We start from the raw sequence: 22508 nt of genomic DNA, 5'->3' as shown, positions 1-22508 counted from the left end.
CTAAAACTCGGGCTAATGCCAAGACGCCTTAATTTACTAATTGTACTGGCCTTTTTTTTTATTTTGGGAAATCAGGCCTATTCTAAAAATTATAATCATAGCATTACCGGAAGGTATGCTTTATGTTATAAAAGCGATTCTGTTCGCAAGAGTTTTGTTCCTCCACCCAATGCTTTTCTCAAATCTGCAACGGCAAACTCTACATTTGATTTGGAGTTGGTAGGTTTCAGTCAGGAAGCAGCTGATGCATTTCGATATGCCGTGAGTGTATGGGAATCCGTATTGGATAGTCCTGTACCTATTCGTTTAAAAGCAACCTGGACTTCACTGGACAAGGGAACTCTCGGTTCATGTGGGCCAGCGTCATATTACCGTGATTTCGATGGTTCACTTCGTGAAAACACTTATTATCCGGTAGCTTTAGCTGATAAAATGTCGGGACAGGATATTCTTGGTAGTACATCTCCTGATATGGTCGCCCGTTTTAACTCCGATAACACCGACTGGTATTTTGGAACCGATGGAAACACACCGTTGGATAAATATGATTTTGTATCTGTCGTTATTCATGAAATCGGTCACGGCTTAGGAATAATAGGATTTGCTTCGGTCACCGGTTTGGAAGGTCAGATTGGTGATGATACGAATCTTTTCCCGGGAATATATGACGTGTATGTACAGAATATTCAGGATCAGCAATTAATCGATACCAATTATTTTGCTAATCCTTCGGCCGAGTTGTATAATCAGTTTACCGGAAGTGAACTTCAGTTTGATAGTCGTTTAGCCCGTGAAGACTTCGATGGTTCAAACCCTCGATTGTATGCGCCTCCAACATGGGACGATGGTTCCAGTTTTTATCATTTGAATGATCTCAGTTATCCTGCAGGAAGTGAGAATGCTTTGATGACCCACGCTCTGGCTTTGGGTGAGGCCAACCATAATCCGGGACCATTATTGGAAGCGATGTTGGCAGAAATGGGATGGAAGTATACCTATATTATTCATTCGCCAGTATCGGACTACGATCAACTTCCATCGGAGGTACCGGTAACAGCGAAAGTTTACGGTGACTATGGTATTGACACATCTTCAGTTGTGTTGCACTATTCCTTTGATAATTGGCAAACAGAAACTGTGGATACGATGCTTAGCACGGGAAATCCAGACGAGTACTTTGCTAGTATTACTATTCCTGCAATGGGGACGACTACCGATTATTATATCACGGTAATGGATTTGCGGGCTCGAAATTTCTCAAAGCCGGTTCATGCTCCAACTAATTATTATTCATTTTATGTAGGTGAAGATACAACCCCGCCTTCGCTTTCACATGTTCCGGTAAAGATAGTGTTCTCATCTGCCGATTCACTTTATGTTGAGGCTACAGCCACTGATAATATAGGAATTGCTTCTGTTAAGGTAGAATTGATGCTGAATAACTCAAATGCGGGAATGTTTGATCTTTCATTGGTTTCTGATTCGACCTATGCGGCCACAGTGCCACTACCGTTGGGATTGACTTCTAACGATGTATTGGAATATAGAATTATTGCGATCGATAGTTCAACTAATAGTAATCAAACTACTTTGCCAATGCAAGACTACTACACGATTTCAGTCGTGTCGGTTAAGCCAGCAGTTACATACTACGAAAATAACTTCGATACTACGACAGATGATTTTACTGGGTCAGACTTTACAGTGACAAAGACCGCATTTTTTGATGATAATGCGCTTCACTCGCCTCATCCTTATGATAGTCCTGAAGAGACAGCACCATATTTTAATTACACAACAGTGTTACGTATTCCGATTGTTTTGAATGCAAACACGGAAATTGCTTTTGATGAGGTTGTTTTGGTGGAGCCTGGTGCTGACAACGCAACTTTTGGGAGCACCGATTTTTACGATTATGTAGTTGTTGAAGGTTCCAAGGATGATGGACATACATGGAAAGCGATTGCTCCCGGATGGGATTCATCTTCCAATAGTACCTGGCTCACTGCCTATAATAAGGATATGCAAAATGGAAACTCGCTGACTGAAGGAAGCAAGGACATGTTCAAGCGTCGGGTACTCAACATGACTTCATCTTCTGATTTCTCACCTAGTGATACGATTCTTGTTCGCTTCCGGCTTTATTCTGATCCTTTTACGTGGGCCTGGGGATGGTGCATTGACAACCTGTTCATTGGCGATAACGTAGATGTGGCAACCGTTCCTCTTTCTCCGGGTGATTTGAGGTTATATCCGAATCCGGTTCACGACCAGATGCAGCTGGAGTTGGATCTGGAAAAAACGGCTGATTCAGGGAATATTATTGTGTACAATTATCTTGGTCAACGAATGTACAACCGGCAGGTGTATCCAGTCGACGGCAGGCTAACTGAGCAGCTCGATTTTTCCGCATATCCTCCGGGAATGTATTTGGTTAACATCGAAGTGGGAGGCCAACAGATTTCCCGGAAGGTAATCAAGCGATAGCCGTATGTAAAACATCTTGCTGATCAAGGTCGGAATTGTACCTTTGCATCAGTTTCTTAAAACGGTTATGGAGAGAAAAGATGTGGAAATTATGGCCCCGGTTGGGTCGTATGAATCATTAATGGCAGCCATTCAGGGTGGTGCCGGATCCGTATATTTTGGTGTTGAAAAACTGAATATGCGGGCCCGCTCGTCGCACAATTTTACCATCGACGATTTGAAAGAGATTGTTTCGCGCTCCGAAAGAGCGGGAGTGAAAACATATCTGACGGTGAATACAGGCATTTTCGACGATGAGTTAGATAAAATCAGAGGGATTATTGTGGCTGCCAAAGAGAGTGGAGTATCGGCTGTGATAGCTTCCGACATGGGCGTGATACAAATGTGCCGCGAACAGGGTGTGGAAGTACATATGTCGACACAGGTGAATATCACTAATTATGCCGAAGTAAAATTCTATTCGCAGTTTGCCGATGTGATGGTGCTGGCCCGCGAAATGACCCTCGATCGTGTTGCTGAAATTACCAAACAAATAGAACGGGACGATTTAAAAGGTCCTTCCGGGAAACGCGTCCGCTTGGAAATGTTTGTTCACGGAGCGTTGTGCATGGCTATTTCCGGGAAGTGTTATCTCTCGTTACACGAAACAAGTTCGTCGGCTAATCGTGGTGCATGCATGCAAACCTGTCGCCGAGCTTACATAGTGACGGATAAAGAGACCGGGCAGGAGCTGGAGATTGATAACGAATACATCATGTCACCAAAGGATTTGAAGACCATTCATTTCCTGAATAAGATACTCGATTCCGGAGTTTCAGTTTTAAAAATTGAAGGACGCGCCCGAAGTGCTGAATATGTGAAAACGGTAGCCGAATGCTATGGCGAAGCAGTTGAAGCATATTTCGACGGGACATTTGGGCAGGAAAAGATTGACAACTGGGACAAACGACTAAGCACCGTTTTCAACCGTGGATTCTGGGACGGTTATTACCTCGGGCAGCGGTTGGGCGAATGGAGCCATAACTATGGTTCGCGGGCGACCAAGAAACGGATGTACATCGGCAAAGGAACCAACTATTTCAGCAAGCTGGAAGTAGCGGAGTTCAAGATGGAAACCCAAAGTCTGAAAGTTGGCGATGAAATTCTCATTACCGGCCCGACAACTGGCGTAGTACAAATGGTTGTTCCGGAAATCAGAGTTGATGAGAAGGCGGTGGAAGAGACGCGGAAAGGCGAGTATTTCTCGATGCCATTGGATGTGAAAATCAGACGATCTGACAAACTGTATAAAATTGTGGATGCCTCGGAGGTGAAATCCGGACGACCGAAATAGTAAATTATGCATAACCTGAAAAAACTAAACCTTTTCATTTTCCTGTTCCTGTTCATTGCCTTCTTTGGTCAGTTAAAGGCACAGGATACCCTCCGTGTGATGCAGTACAACTTGCTCAACTACGGGAAAGATGTTTATTCGTGTGACCAGCAAACCAATAACCGTGATGACAAAAATGGTTATCTGAAAATACTGTTTAGTCATTATCTCCCGGATATTTTCACAGTAAACGAAATGAATGGTGACGAAGCCGATGTGAAATATTTGCTGGATAATGCATTAAATGCTGACGGGCGCACACAATATGTGCAGGCCGAATATTCGGGAAGCTACTTAATCAACATGCTATACTACAACGCCAATAAGCTGGCGCTGAAATGGCAGGGAAGGCTGGTGTTGGGAAGCAACGAACGTGACGCCAATTTCTACCGGCTATATTACAAGTCGCCTGATTTGGCCGATGGTGCCGATACCGTTTTCATCAACTATGTGGTGGTACACCTCAAGGCTGGCAGTGAAGCTTCTGATATTAGCACCCGTACAACGGAAACGAAAAATATCATGGCAGAATTGGAGCAAATGGGATGGAACGGAAATGTCATCTTCTCTGGCGACTGCAACCTGTATAACAGCGATGAGCAAGCATTCCAGAACTTAATCGCTCCCTCTAATACTTCATACAGTTTTTATGATCCACTGGGGCGTGAAGGGAACTGGCATAGCAATTTAACTTTTGCTGATATCCATACCCAATCGACGCATTCCGCCAGTGGCTGTGCTTCTGGCGGAGGTATGGACGACCGGTTCGATTTTATTCTCGTTCAGGAAGATTTGCTGAACAATACCAACAACCTTTCCTACAAAGAGGGAAGTTACGAAGCAATAGGACAGGACGGGCAGCATTTCAATAAGTCTCTGCTCGACGGTGCTAATTCGGACTATCCGGCGGATTTGGTTAACGCTCTGTATAATAATTCCGATCATCTTCCGGTAACCATGCAATTGATCGTGGATCAAACAACCACCGGAATCAACGATATTGCCGATATAGGCGTTAGGCTATTGGGAAACCCGGTTTCCGGTATCATCAAATTGGAGGTACAGGCTCAATTGCCGAAGTTCGGTTACCAGTTATTCTCCATCTCGGGCAACACAGTGAAAAGCGGTGTGGTCTATCCTTCGAGAGGCACGACGGTGAGTATTCCTACGGGGAAATTGCCGGCGGGTATTTATCTCTTAAAGTTGAAAATGGCCAATCGGGCTCCGGTTACGTTCAAAGTTATTTTACAGTAACCTTCTTCGGATCGTTCCCTGAATTGTTGACGTTGTAGGTTATTGTATTTATTTTTACATAACATTTTCTTGCGAAGAAATCAGTTAACGTACAATTTATGGGTAAAAAAGGTCTGGGAATCTTTACGGGATTAATCATTGTAGGAATATTCGTCGGGTGGTACTATTTCAGCCGCGAGTCGCGCTATATTGGTACATCAGCACTCAGGGCTGTTCCCGTCAATTCTCCGTTGATTATCGAGGCCCGGAATATTTTCGCCTTTACAGGAGATATTCAGGAAAACCCGATGTGGGAAGATCTTTCTGAGTTACCCGGTTTTTCGGATATACAGAGTGAAATTACCTATGTCGATTCGCTGTTTTCGGCCAATCGCGAAGCCAGAGAGCTGTTCAGAAATAAACCGCTGGTGATGGCCCTCGGCTTTGAGGGAAATGATAGCTTTAATCAGCTCTACCTAACTCAATTGGATGATATTTCGGAAAAAAATATTATCAATCAGTTTATCCGGAATGTACTGGCGCCCGATAATGCTCAAATTACTCATCGAAAGTACGATCACGTTCAGGTTTACGAGTATGTTTGGAACCAAAAGGGGAAACAGCATAAATTGGTGTACGCCTTCCATAAAGGAATTTTTATTGCAGGAGAGAATCCGGTAAAGGTGGAAGAAGCCATTCGACAACTCAATACTTCCTCGCTGCTTGATAAACCGCATTTCCAAAAAGTATATAAAACGGCCGGCGTTAATGTCGACATGAACTTCTACATTAACTATCAGACCTTTCCCCGGTTATTGTCACTTTGTACCAGCGAACCAGTGGCACATGCTTTACGCGGCTTCAATAATTTTGCCACTTGGTCGGAAATTGATATGGAGATGAAGCAGGACGAAATCCTGCTAAATGGGTTTACTTATTCGGATGATTCGGTCAATAATTACCAGAATATTTTTCTTCACCAGCAACCGCAGAAATTCCGGATGGAAGAAGTGCTTCCGTCGGAGACAAGCTTCCTGTTGAGTTTTAATTTAAGTAATCCGTCGGTCTTTTTTAAAGACTACGAAAAATACCTCGATCGGGATGGAAAGTATTACGCCTACGAAAATAAACTGAGTGCCGTAAAAAAGTCCACTGGCGTTAATCCCCAGGAGATGGTAAAAAAGTTGATGGACCGCGAAATTGCGATGGTGTATACCCGAGGCAATCCATCACAACCCGATGAAAACCGGTTTCTGGTGATGCGGACACATAGTAAAAGCCAGGCAGAGAAAACCATCCGGGAGATGGTTGGGCATTGGGCCAGAGTTAATGGCAAATCGTTGAACGACTATGTTCGGACATATCACGTTGATAAGCAAACGGCTTATCCGATTTACAACATGCCGGTAGATAACTTTGGGGAACGGGTTTTTGGCCCTATTTTCAGACCAGTTCCTACAAGATATGTTTCATTTGTTGGCAACTACATGGTGATGGGGGATTCCTATCGTTCCCTTTCTGGTTTCATCAAAGATTACGTGCTCCAGGAGGTATTGAAAAATAATATCCGTTACCAGGAATTTAGTGACCGGCTTTCGCAGCGCTGCAACTTTTATATGTGGTTTTCTCCCGGAAGGGCATTGCCGTTTTTTAAAGACATTATTCATCAGGAAATCAGTCAGAAACTGGAACCGAAGTTGGAGCATCTGTTGAGACTCGAAGCCTTTGGTTGGGAGTTTGGTCCCGAGAATGGAATGATATACAACAGCGCGTTGTTGCGATATAATCCGAACCTGCGTGAACGGCCGCAAACCGTCTGGTCCAGCCATCTGGAAACGGATATTCAGTTTAAACCACAATTCGTCATCAATCATTACGACCGGGCCAACCGGGAAGTGGTTGTGCAGGATACCGACAATAACTTCTATCTGATTAATAAGGAAGGACGAGTTCTTTGGAAGATCAAACTTCCGGGCCCAATCATGGGAGACGTTTACCAGATTGACTATTATAAAAACGGTAAGTTACAGTATCTTTTCAACACTCCGGGCGAATTACATTTGATTGACAGGAACGGCAACTATGTTGAAAATTATCCGGTGAAGCTCCGGTCGAAAGCGACCAATGGCGTGGCAGTATTCGATTACGATCACAACAAGAATTACCGTTTCTTTATTGCCTGTGCCGATCATCATGTCTATCTGTATGACAAAAGGGGAAAACTAGTTCCGGGCTGGACATTTGGGAAAACCGAACATGAAGTGACCCAGCCAGTGGAGCATTTCAGGGTGGGAAACCGCGATTACATTGTCTTCTTCGATAAAAACAGAACTTACATCGAGGATCGGAAAGGAAACAACCGCGTACAAAGTAAAGCGCAGTATGTTCATTCGATGAATAACAACTTTGTACTGGAAAAAGGGAATGGCAGTCACGCGGCACGCCTTGTCGGAACAGACGAACATGGTAAGGTTTACTTCCTCTATTTTAATGGCGATTACGAAACAAAGGAGATTGAGAATTTCAGTCCGTCGCATTACTTCATGTACGATGATATGAATGCTGATGGAAAGAACGATTTCGTTTACCTGGACGGCAATGATTTGACTGTATACGATTCGGGTGGCAAGAAAATGTTTAGTCATCACTTTAAGGAGGCTCCTGGCAGGGCTCCGCAGATTTATACCTTTTCGGCCAACAATAAGAAGATTGGAGTCGTCAACCCGAAGGAGAATCTGATTTACATGTTTAATAAAGACGGAAGCTTGTACAATGGTTTTCCCATGGCTGGGAACTCCCGGTTTAGTATTGGTTTCTTCACATCCGGTAGTCAGCATTTTAATTTGGTGGTCGGTTCGGCCGACGGATTTCTGTATAACTACTACGTCCAATAATACTTAAGGAGATTTTAAGAAAATTTTTTTCGAGTTTCTTCGTTATAAAAATGAAGCGTGTCTTTTTGTGTCTATATATACAGATGTATACTTTTCGAATTGCAAACGACGATATATATAAAATACTAATAAATAACACCTTAGGAGAAAACTTAATTTGAAGCATATGTTTGGGAAAAAGAAATTGTGGTTCCTTTTATTATTATTGGGTGCTACACTATTGAATTCGTGTAATACGAACGAATTCAATTTCGACAAAATGGCCGGTCCGGTCAACTGGAAGCCTGCTTTATATCTTCCACTGGCGCATGGTAGCTATACGGTTCAGGATTTTGTGAATAAAATTAACGATCCGGACTCGCTGTTGCAAAGTGATTCAAATAATCTGCTGCATATTATTTATACAGAGGATTCTATCTATCAGTTTGATGCGGCCAGCATGGTGAGTTTTCCGGCTAATCAAACCATTAATTCCGATGCGGTGACCGTTAGTTCAGTGCAGATGGCTGATGCCAGTTTTACCAGTGGTGTTACCCTGGACGATTTAACTCAGAATTCAGGTGATCCAGCCCTTCTGGCACTACGCACTTATGATGGACAAAGTACTCAGTTCCCTTCAGCAAGTGTATCCAATGCAGGGAGTTATTACCCGACCAGCTTGAATAGTTTCCAACAGGTGACTTTCCAAAACGGAACACTTTCGTTAACGATGGTCAATCATTACCCGGTCGAGGTTTCAGCAACTTTTACCTTGGTTGATCCAAATAATCTGGGTACGTCACTGCAATTTGTTTTCAGCAACGTGGCCTCAGGTGGAACGCAGACTCAATCGGTTTCGCTGGCCAATGTTAGTTTGTCGGATCAACTTCGTTTCGATTTGACAAGTTTTTCTACTCCGGGTTCGTCAACGGCAGTCCCAATCCAGTTAACCGATGATCTGGCATTAAATTTCCAAATTACCAATGCCGTTATTTCGCAGGGGTCAGTAATGATTCCCGACCAGGATATCAACAGTACTTCTGGAGAATACACCTTTAATATTGACGGACTAAACAACCAGCCTGTGAAGGTATTCAGCACGGAAGTGAAATCAGGTGTACTGGCTGTAACAGTTAACAGTAGCGTTGCTGCAGCGGGAAGGGTACGGATTGAGTTACCGACAGCTACAAAAAATGGTCAGCCGGCAGTTTTTGATATTCTGACCGACGGAACACAAACTTCCTATTATCAGGAATTTGATCTTTCGGGTTACACAATCGATATGACACAAGGTGCCAATCAGAATTACAACATATTACCCTATACCAGCTCGGTCCATTTATACAAGTCAACAGGTTACGTAACCATTAACCCGAGTGACCAGGTATCATTCTCGGCTGATATGAATAATATCCAGGTAGGATATATTGAAGGTGACTTGGGACAGGAATCGATTAACATCGATCCAGGATCTTTCCAGTTTAATATTGGCGGACTTAGTAACCTAAACGGGGATGTACAACTGCCCAATCCGGAGTTAAGTCTTAAGGTGACTAGTTCGGTTGGTGTACCGGCAACATTGAATGCCAATTTCAAAGGTTACAATACCGATGGGCAAACCGCTGATCTGAATCCTTCACCGATGGATGTTCCTTATCCAACATCGCGTGCTGCAGGAACCATTACGGGAACCATTAAATACGATAAATCGAATTCCGATATTGTGAGTTTCATTTCACTTCCGCCGGATGATAAAATCGAATATTCAGGTAGTGTATCCTTTAATCCTGCCGGAGCAGTCGACCCGGCTACGCCGAATTTCATTACAGACCAATCGAAACTGATTGTTGGATTGATGGCTGATTTGCCACTGGAGATTCAGTCGCAGGGATTTGACATCAATGACACGCTGGATGTGAATATGGATAATATCAATCAGGTTGATAGTGTTACTCTGGTGATGAACATTACCAATGGCATTCCGCTCGATTTCCAGTTTGAGATGGCATTTATCGATACTCTTTCGGGAACGCAATATGGCAATCCAATCAGTTCCGAAACGATTGCAGCTGCACAAACCGACGAGCAGGGTAATTACCAGCAGCCGACCATTACTCAAACAGAAATAGAGTTGACATCTGACCAAATCAATGACTTGAATCAGTCGAACGGTATTGCGTTGAAGGTTCATCTGGCCAGTCCTAATCAGGGGTTGACGCCGGCGCGAATTTATTCCGATTCGCCGTTTAATGTGAGTTTAGGTGTAAAAGTCAGAGCGAACCTGAATAATTAGGTTGGCGCTCTTTAAGCTTTCTGAAAAGGAGATAACAATGTCATTAGATTCTGTAAGTAACAACGAAGAATAAGATGAAATACCTGAAAAGCAATATAAAATTCCTGGTTCTGCTGTCCGTATTGGGACTGGTGGCAGGAAACGCCCATGCTCAGCCGAATACGATGTATTATATGAAGAATATATCGCAGACATGGGAAATGAACCCCGCTAATACGGGAATCGAGAGTGGCTGGCATTTTAGTATGCCTGGTTTTTCCAGCTTGGACCTGACGATGAATACCAATGGATGGAAGTATTCCGATTTAATTCATCAGGGAACTGGTCAGTATGCCGACTCACTGATTGTCGATCTGGACAAGTTCTACAACAAGCTCGATGACTCGAATTTCATGTACGAAAAAACCAACTATTCGTTTCTTACGATTGGTTTTAGGACAGGAAAGCATGTCTTTAATTTAGCTCTCACCGAAAAGGAATTCGCCAATGCATTTTTTGGCAATAATCTGGTGGCCTTGGTAAAAAACGGAAATGCTCCTTATCTCGGGTCATCGTTCAATACAGGTTCCTTCGGGCTGAATGGCATTCACTATCGTGAACTGGCCCTTGGTTATGCTTACGATTTGAATAAAAAAGTGACCCTTGGTATGACCGCAAAAATTTTGTTCGGTATGGGAGCCGCTCAAAGTAAGGATATCAACATGTCGGTACAGGCACCTGGCGATGCTTCTTATTTGACAGTGGAAGGAGCGGGGCAGTTAAATGTTTCCGGACCTTTTCAATTCTACTCGAGTCCTGATGGACTAATCGATTCGGTTGCATCGAATTTCGACGGAAGTTACATGACCAATACCGGGAACATGGGATTTGCTGTCGACCTGGGAGCGGTTTTCAAGCCAACGGATAAGGTTACACTTTCAGCCAGTATTATTGATTTGGGAAGCATTGGCTGGAAAACTGATGTGACAAATCTGACATTGAATGGTCAGTTTACTTATAACGGGGTGAATATTGACAATTCGCTGAACAAAAATGATCCTAACTACAAATCGCCGAGCGATGCATTTAGCAACTTAGGCGACTCCATTAAACATGCATTCAGCATTGACAATACCAATAATACTTTTAATACGGCAATTCCCGTTAAGGTTTATATTGGAGGGAGTTATCAGGTAAAACCGAATATTGAAGTAGGAGGTTTGGCACGTGCGCGAATTTACAACAGCCAGGCCAGCTTGTCGTTTACAGCATCGGGGAATGCTTATATACGAGATTTCTTTAATGTGTCAGCCAGTTATTCCATTATCGAAGGTTCGTATGCGAACTTAGGTTTGGGACTTGGATTAAGGGGCGGACCAGTGCAATTCTACATGGTGACTGACAATGTTCTATCGGCAGTCAATCCGGCTAATGCATCGAGTTTGAACCTGCGTTTGGGATTAAACTTTTTAATCGGATATAATAAAGACAAAAATCGTGGGCCGATTTAACAGAAGCTCTACATAAGTTGATTCTTTCAACAGGCAAAGGTCGAAAATAATTTATATTTTTGACCTTTGCTTTTTAATGAGGGAGTTATATGCAACTATTTGTACTGTTATATTTTGTTGGTTTCCTGAAAACACTATTCATCATTCTGGCTGTTTACTACGGTTTTCGGTTTTTGATGCGATGGCTGGCGCCGAAAGTAGTCGACAAGGCAGCACAAAAATTGTATAACGATATGAAGCAGAAGTCGGGTAGGCCCGGAAAAGAGGAGAGGAGAGAAGGTGAAGTAACCATTGAACATTCCGAACGGCAAGAGAAGAAATATAACCGTTCCGATGGCGAATACATCGATTTCGAAGAGGTAGATTAAGGTTTCCGGTTTTCATCCGGCCGATTTCCCCCAGAGCATCAGACAAAGCAGTAAACTGAAAATTTAAATCATAATTATGGCTCAGGAAGATTTGTTTAAGAAGCTAATCGCCCACTGTAAAGAATACGGGTTTGTATTCCCGTCGAGTGAAATCTATGATGGCCTGGCGGCTGTTTACGATTACGGACAGTATGGTGTTGAATTGAAGAACAACATCAAAAAATACTGGTGGGATTCCATGGTATTACTTCACGAAAATGTGGTGGGACTCGATTCAGCAATTTTCATGCATCCCACAACGTGGAAAGCTTCCGGCCATGTCGATGCGTTCAACGACCCGTTGATTGACAACAAAGACTCAAAGAAACGCTACCGTGCCGACGTGCTGATTGAAGATCAACTGGCCAAGTACGAAGCGAAAATCGATAAAGAGATTGAGAAGGCGAAGAAGAAATTTGGCGACAGTTTCGATGAGGCCAAATTCCGCGAAACCAATCCGCGTGTATTGGCAAATCTGGAGAAGTGGAAAGAGCTGCACGAGCGTTTTTCCAAATCCATGAATGAGATGGATTTGGTCGACCTGAAGCAGATCATCATCGATTATAAAATTGTTTGTCCTATTTCGGGAACCAGCAATTGGACCGATGTCCGTCAGTTCAACCTGATGTTTGCCACCGAAATGGGTTCGACGGCCGATGGAGCATCCAAAGTTTATCTTCGTCCGGAAACGGCGCAGGGTATTTTTGTGAACTACCTGAATGTGCAGAAAACCGGTCGCATGAAGATTCCTTTCGGAATTGCGCAGATTGGTAAAGCCTTCCGTAACGAAATCGTGGCTCGTCAGTTCATTTTTCGCATGCGCGAATTCGAGCAGATGGAAATGCAATATTTTGTGCGCCCCGGCAGCGAAATGGAGTGGTTCGAGAAGTGGAAGGCTACCCGTATGAGCTGGCATAAAGCACTGGGCTTCGATGATAGTAATTATCGCTTCCATGAACACGAAAAACTGGCGCATTATGCCAATGCAGCCGTTGATGTTGAGTATAAATTTCCCTTCGGTTTTAAAGAAGTGGAGGGAATCCATTCGCGTACCAATTTCGACCTCAGTCAGCACCAGGAGTTCTCCGGCAAAAAAATTCAGTATTTCGATCCGGAAATTAACGAATCATACGTTCCTTATGTGATTGAAACGTCCATTGGTGTCGATCGTATGTTCCTGCAGGTGGTTTCCGCAGCTTATTGTGAAGAGGAAATTGAAGGTGCCAATGGCAAAAAAGATACCCGTGTAGTGATGAAGCTGCCGCCTGCTTTGGCTCCGATCAAGCTCACCGTAATGCCGCTGGTGAAAAAAGACGGTCTGCCGGAAAAGGCCCGTGCTATCATCGATACGCTGAAGTTTGAATTCAACTGCCAGTACGACGAGAAGGACTCTATCGGAAAACGGTATCGTCGCCAGGATGCGATTGGAACGCCATTTTGCATCACAGTCGATCACCAAACAGTCGAGGACAATACAGTCACTGTTCGCTATCGTGATACCATGAAGCAGGAACGTGTGGCGATTGGCGAATTACGAAACATCATTCACGATCAGGTTAGTTATAAAAACCTTTTCGAGAAGCTCGGATAAATTAACTGCAATCCTTCAAAAGGAGACATTTGGGCGCAATAATTTTGCCCGGATCCTTTTGAAGGATTCTTCATTTGTTGATAAGGATTATTTTCATGGTTGAGGAAGTACGAATTCAGGTATTAATTCGTTTATATACAGATAGAAAACTGCTCAGCTAATTGCTTTAGTACATATTTTTTTAAAGCAGGAAAATCGAAACTTATAAATCAAGCCATATGGTAGCTTCAGGATTAGAAGAAAAAGAGACCGCATTGGCGGTCATCGGCCTTGGATATGTTGGTTTGCCTTTGGCTCTGGCTTTCGCCAGAAAAATTAAGGTAATTGGCTTTGATATTGACGAGCAGCGTTTAAAACTGCTGAACAATAATATTGATCCTTCGGGAGAACTGGAAAGTGAAGCGTTCGATGGTTGTGATATCCAATTCACAAGCGATAAGTCAGTACTGACAAATGCTTCTTTTTTCGTTGTCACAGTACCGACTCCGGTCGATAATTTCAAAATTCCGGACTTAGGCCCACTGAAAAGTGCGACAAACACAGTGGCATCGGCCTTGAAAAAAGGCGATTATGTCGTGTACGAATCGACTGTTTATCCTGGTACAACGGAAGAAATTTGTCTTCCCATTTTGGAAAAGGGATCAGGTTTGAAAGCTGATATCGATTTTTCATACGGTTATTCGCCGGAGCGTATCAATCCGGGTGACAAGGTTCATACGGTTGAAGAGACCATCAAGATTGTCTCCGGAAATAATGAACAATCACTCGATGAGATCGCCAAAGTATACGAAATGGTTGTCCGTCCGGGAGTGCACCGGGCACCACAAATAAAGGTGGCCGAAGCCGCCAAGGTTTTCGAAAATACACAGCGCGACATCAACATCGGGTTGGTGAACGAGTTATCGAAAATCATGGATTTGATGAACGTTAATACCTATGATGTGCTGGAAGCAGCCGGTACCAAATGGAACTTCCTGAAGTTTTACCCCGGTTTGGTTGGTGGCCATTGTATTGGTGTTGATCCGTATTACCTGACACACAAGGCACGTTCGCTCGGTTTTCATCCGATGATGATGGACAGTGGCCGTATCATCAACGATTCGATGAGTTCATACGTGGCTCTGAATACGGTAAAAATGCTGATTCAGTCGGGCCATGAGGTTCAGGGAGCTAGAGCTTTGGTTTTCGGAATTACCTTTAAAGAAGATGTGAGTGACTTCCGGAATTCGAAGGTCGCCGAAGTGGTTCGTCACCTCAAGGATTTTGGTGTGGAAGTAGATGTGATGGATCCATTGGTAGAACCGGAAAGGCTTGAAGAGGAGTGTAATATTCAGTTGACCAAGATACCGCAGGGAAAATACCAGGCAATCATTTTGGCTGTATCGCACAGGGATTACATTAATTTAAGTCAGGAATATTTTGATGCCCTGGCGTCAGAGAGACCTGTCTTTATCGATATTCGGGGAATTTATCGCCGGAAGATAACCGGATTTAAATACTGGAGCCTTTAATTTTAGGCCTTAACGAAATTCTGAAACCGTTCCCCCTTCGTTTCGGAAGTTGATCAGGAATTTGGAATGAAAAAACGGGTTTTAATCATTACATATTACTGGCCGCCCAGCGGAGGGGCCGGAGTTCAGCGGTGGCTCAAATTCTCGAAATACCTTCCCGACTTTGATTGGGAGCCGGTGATTTATACACCGGAAAATCCCGAAGTTCCGGTCGATGATCCCAGTTTACTGGAAGATGTGAGGCCTGGCCTGGAGGTGATTAAACAGCCCATCCTTGAGCCTTATTCCTTTTACAAGAAATTTATCGGTCAGAAAAAGGGGGAGCGAGTAAATGCCGCTTTCCTTTCCGAAAATAAAGCGCCGGGATTCAAGGAGAAACTCTCCGTATGGATTCGCGGCAATTTTTTTATTCCTGATTCCCGTCGGTTTTGGATACGCCCTTCCATTCGTTTCCTCAAAAAATACCTGGAAGAGCATCCGGTGGACGCCATTGTTTCCACCGGCCCACCGCACAGCATGCATCTCATTGCGCTGGCGCTGAAAAAGAAGCTGGATATTCCGTGGTTGGCCGATTTCCGTGATCCGTGGACGAATATTGATTTCTATCCGGACCTGAATCTGACCCCTTTAGCCGACGCAAAACACCGGAACCTGGAACGAAAAGTCATCACTTCGTGCGATAAAATGGTCGTGGTAAGCCGGCAAATGAAAACCGAATTTGAGGAGTTGGGCGGAAAAAATATTCAGGTCATCACCAACGGGTTCGATGATGCCGATGTGGGTGAAGAAACTCCTGAGTCCGACAAAAAGTTCAGCATTGTTCATGCAGGTTCATTACCACCTAATCGAAATCCGCGTATATTGTGGAAAGTCTTGCAGGAACTGGTCACTGCTACGCCGGAGCTGGCCGATTCACTGCAAATTAAACTAGTTGGCAAGGTGGATATTTCTGTACTCGAGGATATTAGGAGTCATCAGTTGGAACCTTATCTGAAGTTGGTCGAGTATGTTCCCCATGATGAGGTGATGAAAATTCTGCAGCAGGCGCAGGTTCTGCTGCTGGCTATCAATCAAACGCCAAATGCCAAAGGTATCCTTACCGGGAAAATTTTTGAGTACATGGCAGCCTGCAGGCCAGTGCTGACCATTGGCCCTACAGATGGCGATGTTGCCAATATTTTGAATGACGTTCAGGCGGGTTTAATTTCGGATTTCACCGATGAAGAAGGCCTGAAGAAAAATATTCTGGAGTTTTTCAACCGTTTCCGGGAAGGAAACCTTTCGGTCAATTCCGAAGGCATTCATCAGTATTCCCGCAAAAATTTGACTTCCATATTAGCAGAACATCTCAACAAAATAACCTCATGAAGAAAATCGTTACCATCGTTGGCGCCCGTCCGCAGTTTATTAAGGCTGCTATGGTGAGCCGTACGTTAAAGGCAAAAGGCTTCGACGAAGTCATCGTTCATACCGGACAACATTTCGATAAAAATATGTCAGAGGTTTTCTTCGAGGAGATGGAAATTCCGTACCCCGACTACAACCTGGAAATTCAGGGATTAAGCCATGGAGCCATGACCGGGCGCATGATGGAATCGATTGAAGATGTGCTTTTGAAAGAAAAGCCCGATATGGTTCTGGTTTTCGGTGATACCAATTCAACACTGGCCGGTGCTTTGACTGCAACGAAACTGAATATACCGTTGGCACATGTTGAGGCAGGCCTTCGCTCATTCAACAACCAGATGCCCGAAGAAATTAACCGGATTCTCACCGACCGGATTTCATCGGTACTGTTTTGTCCTACCAATGTCGCAGTAGCAAACCTGAAGAAAGAAGGTTTTGATAACTTCGATTGCCAAATAGTGAAGAATGGCGATGTGATGCAGGATGCCGCGCTTTTTTATGCAGCAAAATCGGATGACCGTTCTACCATTTTGAAAAAACTGGATTTGGAAGAAAAGCCTTTTGTGCTGGCAACCGTTCACCGGCAGGAAAATACTGACAATCCGGAACGAATTCGGGCGATTTTTGACAGTCTTAATGAGATTCATCGCGACAAAGCGGTGGTGATGCCTTTGCACCCCCGCACGAGACAAATCATCAAAAACCTGGGCATTGAACCAGCCTTTCACGTCATCGACCCGGTAGGCTATTTCGATATGTTGCAGTTGCTGAAAAACTGCCAATTGGTATTTACGGACAGTGGCGGCTTGCAGAAGGAAGCCTTTTTCTTTGCAAAGCACTGTGTTACCTTGCGGGAAGAAACCGAATGGACAGAGTTGGTGGAAGGAGGTTTTAACAGGCTGGCCGGAAGTGATGGCAATCGCATTTTGGAAGCATACCGGACCATGTCGGCAAAACAATCTGATTTTTCGGTCAATCTTTACGGAGATGGCGAAGCATCGAAAGTAATTGCCGACTTTTTAGCAACTTTGTAAAGTACCCCTTTAATAGGGCTCAACTTCGAAAGTCAATAAGTAAAATGGGCAAATCAATACAGATGGTCGATTTGCATGGGCAATATCTAAAAATGAAGCCCGAAATCGATCAGGCAATTCAGGAAGTAATCGATTCCTCCGCTTTTATCAATGGGCAACCGGTTAAGGAATTTGCTGGTGAATTAGCAGAATATCTGGGTAGCAAATGTGTAATTCCCTGTGCTAATGGCACTGAAGCATTGCAGATAGCCTACATGGCACTCGGTTTGGAACCGGGTGATGAAGTGATTATGCCGGCGTTCAATTATGTGGCTTCCGCCGAAGCAGCTGCTTTGATGGGGCTAAAGCCGGTTTTCGTCGATGTACATCCCGATACGTACAATATTGATGTGGACCAGTTAGAAAAGGTTATCACATCAAAAACCAAAGCAATTGTTGTAGTGCATCTGTTCGGGCAATCGGTCGACATGGAACCGATTCTTTCGCTGGCGCGGAAACATCAGGTAAAAGTAATTGAAGACAACGCCCAGGCATTGGGAGCAGTTTATACGTTCCCGGACGGGACGCAACACAAAGCCGGCATCATGGGCGATATTGGAACCACATCATTTTTCCCGACCAAAACGCTCGGGGGTTACGGCGATGGTGGCGCCATGTTTACCAATAACGACGAGTTGGCAACGGTTTCCCGGATGATTGCGAGTCACGGACAGGCAAAAAAATATACCTTTGAAAGAATCGGATTGAATTCGCGCCTCGATACCATGCAGGCAGCCATTCTTCGCGTTAAGCTGAAACGATTGGACGAGTGGAACCTTTTTAGACAGGAGGCCGCAGCAGTATACGATGAGCTGCTCGGTAACATGAAAGGAATCGAGATTCCTTCTCGTAGTGGTTTCTCGACCCACGTTTTTCATCAGTACGTTATTCGGGTAACCGGAAAACCGCGTGATGAAGTGAAGGATGCGTTGAAGACAGCTGGTATTCCTTCGATGGTTTATTATCCGTCGCCGTTGCATTTGCAGCAAGCATTTGCTTATCTGGGCTATCGCGAAGGAGATTTCCCGGTAGCGGAAAAACTTTGTAGCGAGGTATTGGCGCTACCGATCCATACAGAGTTACAGCGCGAAGAACAAGAGCAGATTGTTTCGAAGTTGAAAGAAATCATACAATAATATGGCCGACTATTTTGCACACTCCACTGCCGTTATCGATGAGAACTGTGTCATTGGTGAGGGGACAAAAATCTGGCATTTCAGTCATGTGATGTCGAACTCAAAGCTGGGCGAGAAGTGTAATCTTGGGCAGAATGTCGTCATTTCACCCAAGGTGGTACTGGGCAATAATGTGAAGGTGCAGAACAACGTATCGGTGTACACCGGCGTCATCTGTGAGGACGATGTTTTTCTTGGGCCTTCCATGGTTTTTACCAATGTCATCAACCCGCGTAGTTTCATCAACCGCAAGGAAGAATTTCGGCAAACGCTGGTGCGGAAAGGCGCTTCCATCGGTGCGAATGCAACGATCATTTGCGGTATCGAAATCGGAGAGTTTGCGCTCATTGGAGCGGGTTCCGTGGTGACGAAAGATGTCCCGGCGTACGCGCTAATTGTTGGCAATCCGGGGCGACAAATCGGTTGGGTGAGTGAGTACGGGCATCGTCTGGAATTCTCCGAAACAGGAGAGGCAGTTTGTCCGGAAAGCCATCAGAAATACAAACTGGAAGAAAACCAGTTAAAACGAATTTGAGATGAAGAATTTTGCATTGATAGGAGCAGCAGGTTACATCGCTCCACGACATATGAAAGCGATTAAGGATACCGGCAATCATTTGCTGGCTGCCTACGACCCGTATGACGGTGTGGGAATAATGGACAGTTATTTTCCGTCCGCGCGGTTTTTTGTGGAGTTCGAGCGTTTCGACCGGTACCTCGAGAAATTGAAATACGATGAAAAGGTGCCACTGGATTACATCAGTATTGCTTCGCCTAACTATCTGCACGATGCGCATATTCGTGTTGCTTTGCGCCGTGGTGCCGATGCCATTTGCGAAAAACCGCTGGTATTGAATCCCTGGAACATCGATGCATTGGAACGGTTGTCGGAAGAAACCGGAAAGAAAATTAACACCATCCTTCAGTTGCGTTTGCACCAAACCATTATTGATTTGAAGAAACGGGTGGAAGAAGCGCCGAAGGATAAAATATTTGACATCGACCTTACCTATATCACTTCACGTGGATACTGGTACTACACTTCCTGGAAAGGTGATGTGACCAAGTCAGGCGGAATCGCGACCAACATTGGTGTGCACTTTTTTGACATGCTGGCCTGGATTTTTGGTGACATTCAGCAAAATACGGTTCACATTCACACGCATGATCGTGCTGCCGGCTTTCTGCAACTGGAGCGGGCACGTGTAAGATGGTTTCTCAGCATCAACGAAGAAACGCTGCCTGATGCCATTAAAGCGAAGGAACAGCGTACCTACCGTTCGATTACCATCGAGGGAGAAGAGCTGGAATTTAGCGCCGGCTTTACCGATTTGCACACGCGCAGTTACGAGGAAATTTTGAAGGGTAACGGATATACCATTACCGATGCCCGTCGGGCTATCGAAACGGTGCACCAAATCAGGGAGCAAACACCCATTGGACTGAAAGGTGATTACCATCCGTTTGCCGCCAAAAAATTGACAAATCATCCGTTTCAGAAATAAAGAATACCAATATTTTAAAGTTTCATTTTCTTGCTTATGAACATACTCTTCATAACTCAGTTTTTCCCTTATGAAAAAGGAAATCAATATACAACTGGTGCTTTAAGAGAGTTTGTTGAAGAATGGGGAAAAAGAGATAACCAGATTAAGGTAATAAGGCCTCATTTCAGGCATATTGAAAAAGAACCATTCCCTGAAAATGCTAAATTTTCTATTGGTAAGAATATTGATGTTGAGTTTGTTAAGCCCGTTCGAATACCATTGCTTAAATGGAATTTCTATAGCAACAAAAGAATAGTTAATCAACTGGATTTTAAGCCAGATGTAGTCGTATGCCATCTGTACAATGCCTATTTTACATTTCATAAAATCGCAGATTTGTTGGATGTTCCTTTAGTAATAGGCATTCACATGTCAGATTTGAAAATATCTCAGAATAGATTCCATCGTTGGCACCAAGAAACAATATTTAAAAAGTCATACGCTTTTGCTTGTCGGTCGCATGCCTATAGAGATCGTTTTGTTGAAAGGTTCCCGGAATTTGGTAATAAAGCGTTTCTGGCACTCTCCGGAATTCCCGAAATTTTTCTTAATCAGCAAAATAGAAAGACATCAGATGATTATACAAGACTGATCACGGTCAGTTCATTAATCAAAAGAAAGCAGATTGATATGGTGCTGCGAAGTCTGGCGGAAAATCCTCCGGATGTAAAATGGGAGTATGTAATTATTGGTGCTGGTGAAGAGGAACATGAACTAAAAAAGCTCAGTAAACAACTGGAAATAGAAAGTCATGTAAAGTTTCTGGGCAGGAGGACAAGAGAGGATGTGGTAGAGGAATTGGTAAAAAGCGATATATTTATTTTACCCAGTTATGAGGAAACATTTGGATTAGTTTACCTGGAAGCAATGGCCTGTGGTTGTTTAACAATTGGTTCTCTGGATGAAGGCATTGATGGAACGATACAAGATGGTGTCAATGGTTTTCTGTGTGATGCTAAAAGCCTCGAATCGATTAAACAAAAACTAACAGAAGTAATTAAGCTTTCGCCAGAGCAGAGAAATAAAATTGTTCAGGAGGCTGTCGAAACTGCAAATCAGTTTACAACTGAAAAGATGGCAGAAGAATATTTAAATAATTTGCACAAAGTAATATCATGATTATTATCCGGTTGAGGAGTGGTTTGGGTAACCAGATGTTTCAGTATGCTTTTTTCAAGCAGATGCAGGCATGGCACGGTGCTGATAATGTCAAGCTTGACATCTCGACCTATCACTGGAAGGTGCATAACGGAAGGGAAATTGACAAGATTTTTAATGTTGATTTATCAAAAGACAGTGTTCCTTCCAAGGTTTCGTTGAAATACGCCGACGTTGGCTATCAGTTTCATCATCGGGTATTGCGCAGACTAAGAGGGATCAAACACCGCTCATATCGTTTTTGGAAAGATATTGCTTTTGAGGAATATAAGCATCTTAAAGATATTTACCTGGAAGGATACTGGAATGAGGAAAAGTATTTTAAAGATGTAGAGGCTGAAATTCGTGAAACCTATCAATTTGACTTCAACCTAAACAGTGAAGAATCAGAATTACTTGAATTAATAAATGACAAAGAGTCTGTGGCTGTCCACGTTAGGAGAGGTGATTATGTCAAGTATCCTAAAGCTTTCCCGATGTGTAAACCCTCTTATTATCAGCAGGCGCAGAGCTTATTGGAAAGAGAAGGGAAAAAATTTCATTACTTCGTTTTCTCTGATGATTTGGATTGGTGTAAACAAGAACTGCAATTTCTGGGAAATGTCTCTTTTGTGGAGAATCCTGATAAGAGCGCTGCGTTTAAAGATATGTTCTTCATGAGCCAGTGCAAGCATAATATCATTGCAAACAGTACTTTTTCATGGTGGTCGGCCTGGCTTAATAATAATCCTGATAAAACGGTGATCTATCCTGAAAGTGCGCTGAAAACTTACGGGGAGATGCCTCGGGGATGGATCAAATTATAATAGACAATAATTCACAGGTGCCCTGAAATAATCATTGCGACTTAAATGTGAAGTTGTAAAATAATCGGGAGTAAGGATTTTACAA

General features: G+C 43.7%; 16 protein-coding genes. All 16 read left to right on the top strand.

Translation table 11 applies throughout. The annotated features are described in order from the left end of the window. The first annotated feature begins 15 nt into the window (after positions 1–15). Positions 16–2487 carry a T9SS type A sorting domain-containing protein gene (locus tag T426_RS0114800; RefSeq protein ID WP_027585904.1) on the top strand — a complete coding sequence of 824 codons (2472 nt, stop codon included), beginning with the start codon at positions 16–18 and terminating at the stop codon, positions 2485–2487. A 67-nt stretch (positions 2488–2554) separates the two neighbouring features. Further along, the gene (locus T426_RS0114795; protein ID WP_025865548.1) at positions 2555–3820 is read left to right on the top strand and encodes a peptidase U32 family protein; all 1266 of its coding nucleotides are present in this window, start codon (positions 2555–2557) and stop codon (positions 3818–3820) included. 6 nt (positions 3821–3826) lie between these two features. Beyond that, positions 3827–5113: a hypothetical protein gene (locus T426_RS0114790; RefSeq protein ID WP_025865547.1), complete on the top strand. Its 1287-nt coding sequence runs from the start codon at positions 3827–3829 to the stop codon at positions 5111–5113. 98 nt (positions 5114–5211) lie between these two features. Beyond that, positions 5212–7986, top strand: a complete 2775-nt coding sequence (locus tag T426_RS0114785; protein ID WP_027585903.1) for a DUF3352 domain-containing protein — start codon at positions 5212–5214, stop codon at positions 7984–7986. Between the two features lie 166 nt (positions 7987–8152). Next, a complete protein-coding gene (locus T426_RS0114780; protein ID WP_025865544.1) occupies positions 8153–10258 on the top strand; it encodes a hypothetical protein in 2106 nt (701 codons plus the stop codon). Between the two features lie 74 nt (positions 10259–10332). Next, a complete protein-coding gene (locus T426_RS0114775; protein WP_025865543.1) occupies positions 10333–11748 on the top strand; it encodes a DUF5723 family protein in 1416 nt (471 codons plus the stop codon). 89 nt (positions 11749–11837) lie between these two features. Continuing rightward, positions 11838–12116, top strand: coding sequence for a DUF4834 family protein (locus tag T426_RS0114770; RefSeq protein ID WP_025865542.1), 279 nt, complete (start codon positions 11838–11840; stop codon positions 12114–12116). Positions 12117–12192: 76 nt separating this feature from the next. Next, the gene (locus T426_RS0114765) at positions 12193–13746 is read left to right on the top strand and encodes a glycine--tRNA ligase (protein WP_025865541.1); all 1554 of its coding nucleotides are present in this window, start codon (positions 12193–12195) and stop codon (positions 13744–13746) included. Positions 13747–13964: 218 nt separating this feature from the next. Next, complete coding sequence (locus T426_RS0114760; protein WP_025865540.1) at positions 13965–15257, top strand: nucleotide sugar dehydrogenase; 1293 nt, start codon at positions 13965–13967, stop codon at positions 15255–15257. A 66-nt stretch (positions 15258–15323) separates the two neighbouring features. Further along, positions 15324–16625 (top strand): glycosyltransferase family 4 protein, encoded by a 1302-nt coding sequence (locus T426_RS0114755; protein ID WP_025865539.1) that lies wholly within the window; start codon positions 15324–15326, stop codon positions 16623–16625. Continuing rightward, the gene (gene wecB / locus T426_RS0114750; RefSeq protein ID WP_025865538.1) at positions 16622–17698 is read left to right on the top strand and encodes a non-hydrolyzing UDP-N-acetylglucosamine 2-epimerase; all 1077 of its coding nucleotides are present in this window, start codon (positions 16622–16624) and stop codon (positions 17696–17698) included. Before T426_RS0114755 ends, wecB begins: the two co-directional genes overlap by 4 nt. Before the next feature lie 44 nt (positions 17699–17742). Next, complete coding sequence (locus T426_RS0114745; RefSeq protein WP_036984863.1) at positions 17743–18873, top strand: DegT/DnrJ/EryC1/StrS family aminotransferase; 1131 nt, start codon at positions 17743–17745, stop codon at positions 18871–18873. Between the two features lies 1 nt (position 18874). Continuing rightward, entirely contained in the window at positions 18875–19447 is a 573-nt protein-coding gene (locus T426_RS0114740; protein WP_025865536.1) for an acyltransferase, read from the top strand. A 1-nt stretch (position 19448) separates the two neighbouring features. Next, a complete protein-coding gene (locus tag T426_RS0114735; protein ID WP_025865535.1) occupies positions 19449–20417 on the top strand; it encodes a Gfo/Idh/MocA family protein in 969 nt (322 codons plus the stop codon). 36 nt (positions 20418–20453) lie between these two features. Further along, a complete protein-coding gene (locus tag T426_RS0114730) occupies positions 20454–21578 on the top strand; it encodes a glycosyltransferase family 4 protein (protein ID WP_025865534.1) in 1125 nt (374 codons plus the stop codon). Then, a complete protein-coding gene (locus T426_RS0114725; protein ID WP_025865533.1) occupies positions 21575–22423 on the top strand; it encodes an alpha-1,2-fucosyltransferase in 849 nt (282 codons plus the stop codon). Before T426_RS0114730 ends, T426_RS0114725 begins: the two co-directional genes overlap by 4 nt. The last annotated feature ends 85 nt before the right edge of the window (positions 22424–22508 follow it).

The organism is Prolixibacter bellariivorans ATCC BAA-1284 (assembly GCF_000621705.1).
GTDB lineage: Bacteria > Bacteroidota > Bacteroidia > Bacteroidales > Prolixibacteraceae > Prolixibacter > Prolixibacter bellariivorans.
This window is presented reverse-complemented; position numbering and strand designations above follow the sequence as displayed.

Coding starts and splice junctions, on each gene's coding strand:
- T426_RS0114775 (WP_025865543.1), top strand. CDS start 10,333: ATGAAATACCTGAAAAGCAATATAAAATTCCTGGTTCTGCTGTCCGTA.
- T426_RS0114760 (WP_025865540.1), top strand. CDS start 13,965: ATGGTAGCTTCAGGATTAGAAGAAAAAGAGACCGCATTGGCGGTCATC.
- T426_RS0114725 (WP_025865533.1), top strand. CDS start 21,575: ATGATTATTATCCGGTTGAGGAGTGGTTTGGGTAACCAGATGTTTCAG.
- T426_RS0114795 (WP_025865548.1), top strand. CDS start 2,555: ATGGAGAGAAAAGATGTGGAAATTATGGCCCCGGTTGGGTCGTATGAA.
- T426_RS0114730 (WP_025865534.1), top strand. CDS start 20,454: ATGAACATACTCTTCATAACTCAGTTTTTCCCTTATGAAAAAGGAAAT.
- T426_RS0114745 (WP_036984863.1), top strand. CDS start 17,743: ATGGGCAAATCAATACAGATGGTCGATTTGCATGGGCAATATCTAAAA.
- T426_RS0114740 (WP_025865536.1), top strand. CDS start 18,875: ATGGCCGACTATTTTGCACACTCCACTGCCGTTATCGATGAGAACTGT.
- T426_RS0114755 (WP_025865539.1), top strand. CDS start 15,324: ATGAAAAAACGGGTTTTAATCATTACATATTACTGGCCGCCCAGCGGA.
- T426_RS0114785 (WP_027585903.1), top strand. CDS start 5,212: ATGGGTAAAAAAGGTCTGGGAATCTTTACGGGATTAATCATTGTAGGA.
- T426_RS0114780 (WP_025865544.1), top strand. CDS start 8,153: ATGTTTGGGAAAAAGAAATTGTGGTTCCTTTTATTATTATTGGGTGCT.
- T426_RS0114770 (WP_025865542.1), top strand. CDS start 11,838: ATGCAACTATTTGTACTGTTATATTTTGTTGGTTTCCTGAAAACACTA.
- wecB (WP_025865538.1), top strand. CDS start 16,622: ATGAAGAAAATCGTTACCATCGTTGGCGCCCGTCCGCAGTTTATTAAG.
- T426_RS0114735 (WP_025865535.1), top strand. CDS start 19,449: ATGAAGAATTTTGCATTGATAGGAGCAGCAGGTTACATCGCTCCACGA.
- T426_RS0114800 (WP_027585904.1), top strand. CDS start 16: ATGCCAAGACGCCTTAATTTACTAATTGTACTGGCCTTTTTTTTTATT.
- T426_RS0114790 (WP_025865547.1), top strand. CDS start 3,827: ATGCATAACCTGAAAAAACTAAACCTTTTCATTTTCCTGTTCCTGTTC.
- T426_RS0114765 (WP_025865541.1), top strand. CDS start 12,193: ATGGCTCAGGAAGATTTGTTTAAGAAGCTAATCGCCCACTGTAAAGAA.